We start from the raw sequence: 11,923 nt of genomic DNA on the forward strand, positions 1-11,923 counted from the left end.
GACGGTATAACCTGGCCAGAAGGAGGCAATATCAATATGATGCACGGCGACAGCAGGGTGATGGTGGTGGTGTGTTTGGAGACAGCCAGTTTACCAGCACCCTGTCTGTCAACTTCCACTTCCCCAAGATCCCGCGAAGAACCAAAGAAAAGGCGCCGATGGCGCCTTTTGCAAGTTTCGAGCCCTGTAATATTTTGGGCACGAGCAACGGATGGGGCTTGCTCAAGCCGCGACAAAGCGCATGGAGAGATCCAGTGCCCGCACATGCTTGGTCAGCGCTCCCACCGAGATGAAGTCGATCCCGGTCGCGGCGTATCCGGCAAGGGTATCGAGGGTGACGTTGCCGGAGACTTCCAGCTTGGCTCTGCCCTGATTGAGGCGAACGGCTTCCTGCATCATGGGGATGTCGAAGTTGTCCAGCATCACGATGTCGGCCTCGGCCGCCAGAGCCAGTTCCAGTTCGGCCAGCGATTCGACCTCCACTTCTACCGGTTTGCCCGGGTTGAGGTGACGCGCCTGGGCGATGGCTTCCTGAATGCCCCCGCAGGCCAGGATGTGGTTCTCCTTGATGAGATAGGCATCGAACAGCCCGATACGGTGGTTCTTGCCACCACCGCAGGTGACGGCATATTTCTGTGCACTGCGCAGGCCCGGCAGTGTCTTGCGGGTGTCGAGCAGGCGGCAGTCGGTGCCTTCCAGCTCGGCCACATAGCGGGCGGTGAGGGTGGCGACGCCACTCAGGGTCTGCACGAAGTTCAGCGCATTGCGCTCGCCAGTCAGCAGCACGCGGGCGGGGCCATGGAGGCGGAACAGCTCCTGATTGGGGGCAAGGCGTTCACCATCTTGCACTTTCCACTCGACCTTCACTTCGCCACCGAGCTGGGCAAACACCTCGTCGACCCAGGGCTGGCCGCAGAAGACGCCCGCCTCGCGGGTGATGACTCGCGCGGTCGAGATGCGATCGGCCGGGATCAGCTGGGCCGTGATGTCGGCGCTGGCATCCAGTTGATCCAGCGCGGTGAGGGCATCGCCCAAGTCTTCGAGAAGTGCGGCGCGCACGGCGCGGCGGATGTCCTGTTGTAACATGCCTTATTCCTGCAAGGGTCTGAGAAGCAATTGCCTGTCTTTCTGGCGCAATTCCAGCCTGCCCAGGGCATTCATGCCCACCAGGATCTCCTCCCCGTCGGCAGCCGGATTGATAAAGACGGACAAATCGTACAGGGTCAGCGGACCCATCGCCAGACTTTCGATCCGGCCGGTTTCGACCTGGATCTCTCCGGCTGCCGTGTTGACACGGCTGCGGCCCGTGGCGACGAGGCCGAGCCGGGCGGCCACCTGGCTCGGTATGGTCACCCGGGTTGCTCCTGTGTCCAGCAGCAGTTGCACCGGCTGGTCGTTGATGGCACCCTCCAGACGATAATGGCCGCTGGCATCGGCCCTGAGCAGCAGATCGCCGCTGGCGGTCACCGACGGTTGTTCACGGCCATGAAAGTAGAGGGTCAGCAGACCCAGCAGCGAGAGCCAGGCGAGCAGCCAGAGACGGCGTGCCATCGGGTGCATAGTGTGTCCCATATCGCGCGAGTGAATGGCTCAGCCTAACATAGCGTTATCCATGAATTCAGAGACTTGTTCCCAGTTTTCCCATCCCGCCAGAGGCACATCGCTTCCATTTGTGAGTCGAGCAGACGATGACACAACCCACAACCCTGTTTTCCATCGATCGTGAAGGATGGTGCGAGCAGGCCCGCAAGGTGCCTTCCCCCCATCACAATGAGAGGCTCAGCCCGGAGGATGTCTCCTTGCTGGTGATACACGGCATCAGCCTGCCCCCCGGGCAGTTTGGTGGCCCCTTTATCGACGATCTGTTTCTGGGGCGCCTCGATCCCGGTGCTCACCCCTATTTCGCCGGTATTCATCAACTGAGGGTCTCGGCCCACTGCCTGATCCGCCGCGATGGGGAACTGGTACAGTACGTGCCTTTTGGCGCCAGGGCATGGCATGCGGGAGTCTCGAGCTGGGAGGGGAGGGAGGCGTGCAACGATTTTTCCATCGGGATCGAACTGGAAGGGACCGACGAGCTTCCCTACAGCGACAAGCAATACGAGGTGCTGTCGGACCTCAGCCGGGCGATTGTTCACCGTTATCCCGCCATCACGGCGGACCGTATTGTCGGCCACTGCGACATCGCGCCGGGCCGCAAGACGGATCCGGGTGACAGTTTCGAATGGCCTCGCTATCGGGAAAAGCTTCACTTTGAGTGAAAAATCTAAAAATTATTTTGTGTTTTTAGAATCAATGGCTTGCCTTGTCTGGCAAGCCATTTTTCATGCTGTTGGCCAAATGTTATCGGTGAGCAAGCTCACAAATATTGGTCAGACCATTTTCTATGAGCTATATCATGATTCCGCGTTTTTACCCCCAAAGTGGCAGCCTAGCTTCTTGATTCAGATCATCTTTTGGGTGGACTTTTTTCAAGCCCTCTGCTAATTTTCGCCCCAACCATAAAATTGGTAATACCAATTTAACAAAGTAGCCTCATGCCCTATATCAAGATAACTCAGCCCAAGCTGGCCGACGCCATCGTCGCCGAGCTGGAAAGCATGATTCTGGAAGGCAGCCTGCAGCCGGGCCAGAAGTTGCCGCCCGAGCGGGAACTCGCCATCCAGTTTCAGGTGTCGCGCCCTTCCTTGCGCGAAGCCATCCAGCGCCTGGAAGCGAGAGGACTCTTGTATCGTCGTCAGGGCGGTGGCACTTACGTACAAAATGCCCTGAGCAAGGGGATCGCCGACCCTCTGTTCGAACTGCTCAGCACTCACCCGGAAGCCCAGTACGACCTGCTGGAGTTTCGTCACGCGCTGGAAGGCATCTGTGCCTACTATGCTGCGCTGCGGGGCACCGAGGCTGATTTCGAACGGATTCGCCTGGCGCAAGCCGCCATCGAAGAAGCCGGTCAGCAAGGCTCGCTGGTGGTCGAATCGGCCGCCGTGACCCAGTTCTATCTGGCCGTGGCCGAGGCCTCCCACAACGTGGTGCTGCTGCACCTGTTGCGGGCCATGGGCCCCATGCTTGAGCAGAACATTTTACGCAATAACGAAATTTTGAATCGCCGTCCGGGAGTGGTCGCCAAGATCCGTCGCCATCGTGCGAGCCTGATCGAGGCTATCCTGTCGGGGGCTCCGGAGCGGGCCAGGGCTGCTTGTCATGAGCACCTGGCCTTTATCGAGGACACCTTGTTGGATATGCAGAGGGAAGACAGCCGGATCCAGCGATCCATGCGTCGGATCCGTCAGCAGGAAAACTAATCCCACAAGGCTTTCTTAATTGTCGAATGCTTGCGCCCTTCGCCGTGCAATGCCGTGCAATCACAACAACATAGGAACCAGCCATGTCTGATATCCTGAAGAACGATGTGGACCCGATAGAAACGCTGGAGTGGCTTGCCTCTCTGGAATCCCTGCTGCGTGAAGAGGGTCCGCAACGCGCTCAGTTCATCCTTGAACAGTTGGCCGAGAAAGCCCGCGCAAGCGGTGTGGACGTGGCTGCCAAGGCAAACCGCGACTACATCAACACCATCCCGTCCAGCGACGAGCCGGCTTACCCGGGCGACCTGGAAATGGAACGCCGCATTCGCGCCATCATCCGCTGGAACGCCATGATGATCGTGCTGCGCGCCTCCAAGAAAGACCTGGACCTGGGTGGTCACATGTCTTCCTTCGCTTCTTCCGCGACCATCTACGAAGTCTGCTACAACCACTTCTTCCGTGCCCGCAACGAGAAGGACGGTGGCGATCTGGTCTACTTCCAGGGTCACATCTCCCCGGGCATCTACGCCCGCGCATTCGCCGAAGGTCGCCTGACCGAAGAGCAGCTGGACAACTTCCGTCAGGAAGTGGATGGCAAGGGTATCCCTTCCTACCCGCACCCGAAACTGATGCCGGAATTCTGGCAGTTCCCGACCGTTTCCATGGGTCTGGGCCCCATCGCCGCCATCTATCAGGCGCGTTTCCTGAAGTACCTGACCGACCGTGGCATCAAGGATTGCTCCGAGCAGACCGTTTACGCCTTCCTGGGTGACGGCGAGATGGACGAGCCGGAAGCCAAGGGTGCCCTGACTGTTGCCGTGCGTGAAAAGCTCGACAACCTGGTGTTCGTGGTCAACTGCAACCTGCAGCGTCTGGATGGTCCGGTTGTCGGCAACGGCAAGGTCATCAACGAGCTGGAAGGCCTGTTCGCCGGCGCTGGCTGGGACGTGACCAAGGTCATCTGGGGTCGCAAGTGGGATGAGCTGCTGAAGAAAGACACTTCCGGCAAGCTGATCCAGCTGATGAACGAGACCGTGGACGGTGACTACCAGACCATGAAGTCCCGTGACGGTGCCTACGTGCGCGAGCACTTCTTCAACCGTTACCCGGAAACCGCCGCGCTGGTCAAAGACATGACCGACGAGGAGATCTTCGCCCTGAACCGCGGTGGTCACGACCCCCGCAAACTGTTCGCCGCCTTCTCCAAGGCTGCACAGACCAAGGGCAAGCCGACCGTGATCCTGGCCAAGACCATCAAGGGCTATGGCATGGGCGAAGCGGCCGAAGGCAAGAACATCGCTCACCAGGTCAAAAAGATGGATCTGGGCTCCGTGCGTCACCTGCGCGATCGTTTCAACCTGCCGGTCACCGACGAGCAGCTGGAAAACCTGCCGTACCTGAAGATCGAAGAGGGTACCGAAGAGCACAAGTACCTGCACGCCCGCCGTGCCGCACTGAAGGGCTATGTACCGACCCGTCTGCGCGAGAGCACCACCAAGCTGGAAATCCCGGCGCTGGATGCCTTCGGTCCGCTGCTGGGTGAACAGGCGCGCGAAATCTCCACCACCATGGCGTTCGTGCGTTCCCTGAACGTGATGCTGAAAGACAAGTCCATCGGCAAGCGCATCGTCCCGATCCTGGCTGACGAAGCCCGTACCTTTGGTATGGAAGGCCTGTTCCGCCAGATCGGTATCTACAGCCCGCACGGTCAGCAGTACACCCCGCAAGACCGCGACATCGTCTCCTACTACAAGGAAGACAAGCAGGGTCAGGTTCTGCAAGACGGTATCAACGAGCTGGGCGCCATGTCCTCCTGGCTGGCTGCTGCCACCTCTTACAGCACCAACGACTGCCCGATGATCCCGTTCTACATCTACTACTCCATGTTCGGCTTCCAGCGGATCGGCGACATGGCGTGGGCAGCCGGTGACCAGCAAGCCCGTGGCTTCCTGCTGGGCGCGACCTCCGGTCGTACCACTCTTAACGGAGAGGGCTTGCAGCACGAAGATGGTCACAGCCACATCCTGGCCAACACCATCCCGAACTGCATCTCCTACGACCCGTCCTACGCCTATGAAGTGGCGGTGATCGTACAGGACGGCCTGCGCCGCATGTACGGTGAGAACCCGGAAAACGTGTTCTACTACATCACTACCCTGAACGAGAACTATGCCATGCCGGCCATGCCGGAAGGCGCCGAGGAAGGCATCCGCAAGGGTATCTACAAGCTGGAAACCGTGGCCGGCACCAAGGCCAAGGTACAGCTGCTGGGTTGTGGTTCCATCCTGGGTCACGTGCGCACTGCCGCCCAGATCCTGGCCAGCGAGTACGGCGTGGGTTCCGACGTGTTCAGCGTCACCTCCTTCAACGAACTGGCTCGTGACGGTCAGGACGCGGATCGCTGGAACATGCTGCACCCGACCGCCGAAGCGCGTGTGCCCTACATCGCTCAGGTACTGGGTTCCGAAGCCACCATCGCTGCGACCGACTACATGAAGTCCTTCGCCGATCAGGTGCGTGCCTTCGTTCCGACCGAGAACTACCGTGTCCTGGGTACCGACGGTTACGGCCGCTCCGACAGCCGTGCCAACCTGCGTCGTCACTTCGAAGTGAACGAGTTCTACGTAGTGGTTGCTGCCCTGACCGAACTGGCCAAGCGCGGCGAGGTAGACAAGCAGGTTGTGGCCGAAGCCATCGCCAAGTACGGCATCGATGCCGACAAGGTCAACCCGCTGTACGCGTAAGAGGATTGAGTGTCGCGCCGGGTATCCGGCGCGACCTTGCCTGGGTTTAAACGGATAACGCGGGATGCGCGTGGTGATGCTCAGGCAGCCACGCGGATGCACGCAAGAGGATAAAGCGCAATGTCCAAACAGATTATGGTGCCGGATATCGGTGCCGATGAAGTTGAAGTCACCGAGATCATGGTGGCCGTGGGTGACAAGGTCGAGCTGGACCAGTCCCTGATCGCCGTGGAAGGTGACAAGGCCTCCATGGAAGTCCCGGCTCCGGCCGCCGGTATCGTCAAAGAGATCCTGATCAAGGTGGGCGACAAGGTTGCCACCGGTTCCCAGATCATGGTCTTCGAAGCCGAGGGTGCTGCCGCACCGGCTCCGGCCCAGGCTGCTGCCCCGGTTGCTGCCGCGCCGGCCGCCGCTCCTGCTGCTGCCGCTCGCCAGGACGTCAACGTGCCGGACATCGGTGGTGACGAAGTCGAAGTAACTGAGATCATGGTTGCCGTGGGCGACATGGTTGAAGCCGACCAGTCCATCATCGCCGTGGAAGGTGACAAGGCCTCCATGGAAGTGCCGGCACCGTTCGCCGGTCGCGTGGTCGAGATCAAGGTTGCCGCCGGCGCCAAGGTTTCTACCGGCTCCCTGGTGATGGTCTTCGAAGTGGCGGGCGCAGCCCCGGCCGCTGTTGCTGCGCCGGCTCCTGCTGCTGCCCCCGTGGCTGCCGCTGCTCCGGTTGCCGCCGGTGCCAAGGACGTCAACGTGCCGGACATCGGCGGTGACGAAGTGGAAGTGACCGAAATCATGGTCGCCGTGGGTGACAAGGTTGAAGCCGACCAGTCCCTGATCACCGTGGAAGGCGACAAGGCCTCCATGGAAGTGCCTGCGCCGTTCGCCGGTGTGGTCAAGGAGATCAAGGTGAAGGCGGGTGACAAGGTCTCCACCGGTTCCCTGATCATGGTATTCGAAGTGGCGGGTGCCGCTCCGGCTGCCGTGGCTGCTCCGGCTCCTGCCGCAGCGCCTGTTGCTGCCGCTCCGGCTGCCGCCGCTCCTGCGCCGGTTGCCCAGGCTGCTGCCGCCTCCGATTTCGTCGCCAACGACGCCTATGTCCACGCCTCCCCGGCTGTACGCCGTCTGGCGCGCGAGTTCGGTGTCAACCTGGCCAAGGTGAAAGCCTCCGGTCGCAAGGGTCGCATCGTCAAAGAAGACGTGCAGGCTTACGTGAAGGATGCGGTCAAGCGCGCCGAGTCCGCTCCGGCTGCCGGCACCGGCACTGGCAACGGCATGAGCGTCGTGGCCTGGCCGAAGGTTGATTTCAGCAAGTTTGGCCCTGTCGAAGAGCTGGAGCTGACCCGTATCCAGAAGATCTCCGGTCCTGCCCTGCACCGCAACTGGGCCATGATCCCCCACGTCACCCAGTTCGACGAAGCCGATACCACGGATCTGGAAGCGTTCCGCAAAGAGCAGAACATCCTGGCCGAGAAGCAGAAGCTGGACGTGAAGATCACCCCGCTGGTGTTCATCCTGAAGGCGGCCGCCAAGGCCCTGGAAGCCCATCCGCGCTTCTGCAGCGCCCTGTCCGAAGACGGCAGCAAGCTGATCATGAAGAAGTACATCCACATCGGTGTGGCGGTGGATACCCCCAACGGTCTGGTGGTTCCGGTGGTTCGCGACGTCAACAAGAAGGGCATCCACGAGCTGTCCCGCGATCTGGCCGAGATCTCCAAGAAGGCCCGTGCCGGCAAGCTGACCGCTGCCGACATGCAGGGCGGTTGCTTCACCATCTCCAGCCTGGGTGGCATCGGCGGTACCAGCTTTACCCCGATCGTCAACGCGCCGGAAGTGGCCATCCTGGGCGTCTCCAAGTCCGAGATGAAGCCGAAGTGGAACGGTAAAGAGTTCGTGCCGCGCCTGATGCTGCCGCTGGCTCTGAGCTACGACCACCGCGTCATCGATGGCGCCGACGGTGCCCGCTTCATCACCACCCTGAGTGGTGTGTTGTCCGACATTCGTCGACTGGTCCTGTAAGTGAGAGGGCGGGCCCAGAGCCCGCCCTTTTTGCTTCTCATTTCGTTAACAGGATTGTAAACTTGCCCCGTTTTTTTCACGGCTGCAGCGGCCTTGTTTGGCATAAGACTGTGCTGTCCGGGGATATAAGAACGACAAAGAGGTCATGATGAGTAAAGAAATCAAAACCCAGGTCGTAGTACTGGGTGCTGGCCCTGCCGGTTATTCCGCTGCCTTCCGTGCGGCTGACTTGGGTCTGGATACCATTATCGTCGAGCGTTACTCCACCCTGGGTGGCGTCTGCCTGAACGTGGGTTGCATCCCGTCCAAGGCACTGCTGCACGTCGCCAAAGTCATTGAAGAAGCCAAGGCGCTGGCCGAGCACGGCATCGTCTTCGGTGCCCCGCAGACCGACATCGACAAGGTGCGTCTGTGGAAAGAGAAGGTCATCAACCAGCTGACCGGCGGTCTGGCTGGCATGGCCAAGATGCGTAAAGTCCAAGTCGTGAACGGCTTCGGCAAGTTCACCGGTCCGAACACGCTGGAAGTGGAAGGCGCCGACGGCAAGACCACCGTCACCTTCGACAACGCCATCATCGCCGCCGGTTCCCGTCCGGTGAAGCTGCCGTTCATCCCCCATGACGACCCCCGCGTATGGGACTCTACCGATGCGCTGGAACTGACGACCGTTCCTGGCAAGCTGCTGGTCATCGGTGGCGGCATCATCGGTCTGGAGATGGGTACCGTGTACTCCTCCCTGGGTTCCGAGATCGACGTGGTGGAATTTGCCGACCAGCTGGTACCGGCTGCCGACAAAGACATCGTCAAGATCTACACCAAGCGCGTTGCCAAGAAATTCAACATCATGCTGGAGACCAAGGTCACCGCCGTTGAAGCCCGTGAAGACGGCCTGTACGTCTCCTACGAAGGTAAGCACGCCCCGGCCGAGCCGGTTCGCTACGACAACGTGCTGGTTGCCGTAGGCCGTGTGCCGAACGGCAAGATGCTGGATGCCGAGAAGGCCGGTGTTGCCGTCAACGAGCGCGGTTTCATCGAAGTCGACAAGCAGCTGCGTACCAACGTGGCCCACATCCACGCCATCGGCGACATCGTCGGTCAGCCCATGCTGGCCCACAAGGGTGTACACGAAGGCCACGTGGCGGCCGAAGTCATCGCCGGCAAGAAGCACTACTTCGACCCGAAAGTGATTCCGTCCATCGCCTATACCGAGCCTGAGATGGCCTGGGTGGGTCTGACCGAGAAGGAAGCCAAGCAACAGGGTCTGAACTTCGAAGTCGCCACCTTCCCGTGGGCTGCTTCCGGTCGCGCCATCGCGTCCGACTGCTCCGACGGCATGACCAAGCTGATCTTCGACAAGGAGAGCGGCCGCGTCATCGGTGGTGCCATCGTGGGCACCAACGGCGGTGAACTGCTGGGTGAAATCGGTCTGGCCATCGAGATGGGTGCCGACGCCGAAGACATCGCGCTGACCATCCACGCTCACCCGACTCTGCACGAGTCCGTGGGTCTGGCTGCCGAAGTGTTCGAAGGCTCCATCACCGACCTGCCGAACGCCAAGGCCAAGAAGAAAAAATAATCTTCTGCCCGTTTCATAAGAAAAGCCGCTCCATGGAGCGGCTTTTTGTTGTCTGTCTTTCGGCACCCAGCGGTCAGCAGCGCCCCTTCTTGGCCTGTCCCGGTGGGCAGAAGGTACCGTCGCCTCCGCGATCCCCGTCGCTGACCCGGATCCGGGTATCGTCCACGCTCACATCGGCCCCGTGCACCCGCACGGGCCCGCTGCTGCAGGCACTGAGCAGCCCCCCCAGCACTATCATCACGACCAGCTTGCCCATCATACCTCCTCGCGTTTTCCTGATTATGAGGCATGTGGCAGGGCGGTGGGAGACGACGTATCCCCCGTGCGTCACGGCTTGCCGTGGTCATGAAGAAGGGCGCCGAAGCGCCCTGGTGCGGGTCAGGAAGAGGTGCCGGACGCTCAGAGGCGGAAGTTGCCGACCAGCTTGTCGAGCTCGCCGGAGAGGTGCTGCAGGTTGCGGCTCGACTCGGTCAGGTGATGGGCGATATCGGCGGTCTCCATGGTGAGCTGGTTGATGTCCTCCACGTTGCGGTTGAGTTCGCCCACCACGCTCGACTGCTCTTCGGTGGCGGTGGCGACCTGGATGTTCATGTCGCTGATCTGGGTGATGTGTCCGGTGATCTGGTCGAGGGCGCCGTTGGCCTCGTCGGCCTGGGTCACCACCCGCAGGCTCTGGTTGCGGCCCTGGGCCATGGCGCTGACGGCGCGGGCGCTCTGCTCCTGGAGGCTGTTGATCATGCTCTGGATCTCGGCGGTGGAGGCGGCGGAGCGGCTGGCGAGGTTGCGCACCTCGTCGGCCACCACGGCGAAGCCACGGCCCTGCTCGCCGGCGCGGGCGGCCTCGATGGCGGCGTTGAGGGCCAGCAGGTTGGTCTGCTCCGAGATGCTGCGGATGGTGTCGAGGATGCTGCCGATGGAGTCGGTCTGGCTCGCCAGGGACTCGATGACCCCGGCGACCTGTTCGATTTCACCGGAGAGGCCGACGATGCCGTGACGGGCCTGGGCGACGACCTGGGCCCCCGCATCGGCCTGCTCGTTGGCCTGCTTGGCGACGTCGGCTGCCAGGGATGCATTGCCGGCGATCTCGGTGACGGTGGCCCCCATCTCGTGGATGGCGGTGGCGACCTGGACGGTGCGATCCCGCTGGGCGGTGCAGTTGTGCTGGGTGAGCTGGGCCTTGGCGGCCACCTCGTTGGCGGTGGCGGCTACCTGGCGGGAGTTGCTCGCCACCTGCACGATGGCCCCGTGGATCCGGGTCACGAACTGGTTGAAGCTGTGGGCAATCTCGGCCAGCTCGTCCTTGCCGGTAAGACTGGCGCGGCTGTCGAGGGCGAGGTGGCGGGCCACCTCGCCAATATGGGATTGCAGGAAGGAGACCCGGCGGCGCAGCCCGATGAGGATGAGGGTCGAGACGAGCAGCGAGATGGCGATGGCGATGACGATGATGGCGATCATCTGGGTACGACCGCTGTCATAGCTGTTTTCGCTCAGATCGTTGCGATGCTGGGCCTGACCTATCAACCCGTCGAGCAGCTCATTGGCGCCCTTGCGCATGACCCCGTAGCTCTGGCTGTAGCGATCCCGGTAGATGGCGCGTGCCTCGTCCATCTTGTTGTCAGAGAGCGCCTGCAACATGGGGGTCAGCTCCTCCCGCTCCACTCGGGTGAATTGATCGAGCAGGGTCTGGGCCTTGGCCCGGGCGTCCGGATCGACCTGGGCCTTGACGGCCTGCTCCATGGCCTGGCGCATCTCGGGAATGTCTTCCTCGCGGGTCTCCTTGACCCGGGTCAGCACCCCCTTTTCGTCGCGCAGGGAGGTGTCCTGCAATAGCATCATGTCGATGCCGACGCGCATGCGCGGGATGCGGGAGGCCACTTCCGCCATGGCCCGCATGGGGGTGGCGGTATTCTGGAACAGCTCTTCGGCCTGCTGCCTGATGTTGTCCATGCTGCGCAGACTGGCGGCGCCAACCAGCAGCAGGGCGAGACAGGGTACGGTGACGGCCAGGATCAGTTGGGTTTTGATGGTGAGGTTGCCTGCCAGCATGTTGACTCCTTGGTGTGTTGCTGTGTCGCTACTGTAGCGGCTTGTCATGACGGTTCGCCGTCATGGGGGTCGGTATTCCCTGTCGACCCGGTGAAAAAAGGTTCATCGCGGCTTTCCGGGGAAGGCCGCCTTGATTTTCAGAAAAAAGTATTCTGAGTCCCTAAATCCATATGCCATACGCTTTATCACTTTGATCTTGTTGTTCACCCCTTCCAGCACACTCGTGTGCATCGGGTAGT

10 protein-coding genes are annotated in these 11,923 nt (G+C 61.3%); 5 read left to right on the forward strand and 5 right to left on the reverse strand.

What is annotated here, in order from left to right; all coding sequences use genetic code 11:
- Nucleotides 1-222 precede the first annotated feature (222 nt).
- Nucleotides 223-1,086 carry a carboxylating nicotinate-nucleotide diphosphorylase gene (nadC, locus tag J9892_RS09220; RefSeq protein WP_210538217.1) on the reverse strand — a complete coding sequence of 288 codons (864 nt, stop codon included), beginning with the start codon at nucleotides 1,084-1,086 and terminating at the stop codon, nucleotides 223-225.
- Nucleotides 1,087-1,089: 3 nt separating this feature from the next.
- Complete coding sequence (locus J9892_RS09225) at nucleotides 1,090-1,560, reverse strand: retropepsin-like aspartic protease (RefSeq protein WP_042015101.1); 471 nt, start codon at nucleotides 1,558-1,560, stop codon at nucleotides 1,090-1,092.
- Between the two features lie 128 nt (nucleotides 1,561-1,688).
- Here J9892_RS09225 and ampD point away from each other — a divergent pair, with 128 nt between their 5' ends.
- The 5 genes from ampD (at nucleotide 1,689) to lpdA (ending at nucleotide 9,638) form a co-directional block, all read left to right on the forward strand.
- The gene (gene ampD, locus J9892_RS09230; protein WP_039040507.1) at nucleotides 1,689-2,261 is read left to right on the forward strand and encodes a 1,6-anhydro-N-acetylmuramyl-L-alanine amidase AmpD; all 573 of its coding nucleotides are present in this window, start codon (nucleotides 1,689-1,691) and stop codon (nucleotides 2,259-2,261) included.
- Between the two features lie 276 nt (nucleotides 2,262-2,537).
- Entirely contained in the window at nucleotides 2,538-3,302 is a 765-nt protein-coding gene (gene pdhR, locus J9892_RS09235) for a pyruvate dehydrogenase complex transcriptional repressor PdhR (protein WP_010675815.1), read from the forward strand.
- Nucleotides 3,303-3,385: 83 nt separating this feature from the next.
- Nucleotides 3,386-6,046 carry a pyruvate dehydrogenase (acetyl-transferring), homodimeric type gene (gene aceE, locus J9892_RS09240; RefSeq protein ID WP_039040509.1) on the forward strand — a complete coding sequence of 887 codons (2,661 nt, stop codon included), beginning with the start codon at nucleotides 3,386-3,388 and terminating at the stop codon, nucleotides 6,044-6,046.
- Nucleotides 6,047-6,166: 120 nt separating this feature from the next.
- Nucleotides 6,167-8,062, forward strand: a complete 1,896-nt coding sequence (aceF, locus tag J9892_RS09245) for a pyruvate dehydrogenase complex dihydrolipoyllysine-residue acetyltransferase (RefSeq protein ID WP_052814469.1) — start codon at nucleotides 6,167-6,169, stop codon at nucleotides 8,060-8,062.
- A 148-nt stretch (nucleotides 8,063-8,210) separates the two neighbouring features.
- Entirely contained in the window at nucleotides 8,211-9,638 is a 1,428-nt protein-coding gene (gene lpdA, locus J9892_RS09250) for a dihydrolipoyl dehydrogenase (protein WP_010675812.1), read from the forward strand.
- A 73-nt stretch (nucleotides 9,639-9,711) separates the two neighbouring features.
- On the opposite strand, the gene J9892_RS09255 is transcribed toward lpdA, so the two are convergent.
- The 3 genes from J9892_RS09255 to J9892_RS09265 form a co-directional block, all read right to left on the reverse strand.
- Nucleotides 9,712-9,894, reverse strand: coding sequence for a hypothetical protein (locus J9892_RS09255; RefSeq protein ID WP_042015109.1), 183 nt, complete (start codon nucleotides 9,892-9,894; stop codon nucleotides 9,712-9,714).
- A 143-nt stretch (nucleotides 9,895-10,037) separates the two neighbouring features.
- Complete coding sequence (locus tag J9892_RS09260) at nucleotides 10,038-11,684, reverse strand: methyl-accepting chemotaxis protein (RefSeq protein ID WP_161469881.1); 1,647 nt, start codon at nucleotides 11,682-11,684, stop codon at nucleotides 10,038-10,040.
- 102 nt (nucleotides 11,685-11,786) lie between these two features.
- On the reverse strand, nucleotides 11,787-11,923 hold a 137-nt coding region (locus tag J9892_RS09265; protein WP_210538105.1), incomplete at its 5' end, for a transposase.

This window comes from Aeromonas sp. Prich7-2, from assembly GCF_017939255.1.
GTDB classification, from domain to species: domain Bacteria; phylum Pseudomonadota; class Gammaproteobacteria; order Enterobacterales; family Aeromonadaceae; genus Aeromonas; species Aeromonas caviae.

Excerpts from the sequence above, each read along its gene's own strand:
- nadC (WP_210538217.1), bottom strand. The coding sequence starts at position 1,086 with ATGTTACAACAGGACATCCGCCGCGCCGTGCGCGCCGCACTTCTCGAA.
- J9892_RS09225 (WP_042015101.1), bottom strand. The coding sequence starts at position 1,560 with ATGCACCCGATGGCACGCCGTCTCTGGCTGCTCGCCTGGCTCTCGCTG.
- ampD (WP_039040507.1), top strand. The coding sequence starts at position 1,689 with ATGACACAACCCACAACCCTGTTTTCCATCGATCGTGAAGGATGGTGC.
- pdhR (WP_010675815.1), top strand. The coding sequence starts at position 2,538 with ATGCCCTATATCAAGATAACTCAGCCCAAGCTGGCCGACGCCATCGTC.
- aceE (WP_039040509.1), top strand. The coding sequence starts at position 3,386 with ATGTCTGATATCCTGAAGAACGATGTGGACCCGATAGAAACGCTGGAG.
- aceF (WP_052814469.1), top strand. The coding sequence starts at position 6,167 with ATGTCCAAACAGATTATGGTGCCGGATATCGGTGCCGATGAAGTTGAA.
- lpdA (WP_010675812.1), top strand. The coding sequence starts at position 8,211 with ATGAGTAAAGAAATCAAAACCCAGGTCGTAGTACTGGGTGCTGGCCCT.
- J9892_RS09255 (WP_042015109.1), bottom strand. The coding sequence starts at position 9,894 with ATGGGCAAGCTGGTCGTGATGATAGTGCTGGGGGGGCTGCTCAGTGCC.
- J9892_RS09260 (WP_161469881.1), bottom strand. The coding sequence starts at position 11,684 with ATGCTGGCAGGCAACCTCACCATCAAAACCCAACTGATCCTGGCCGTC.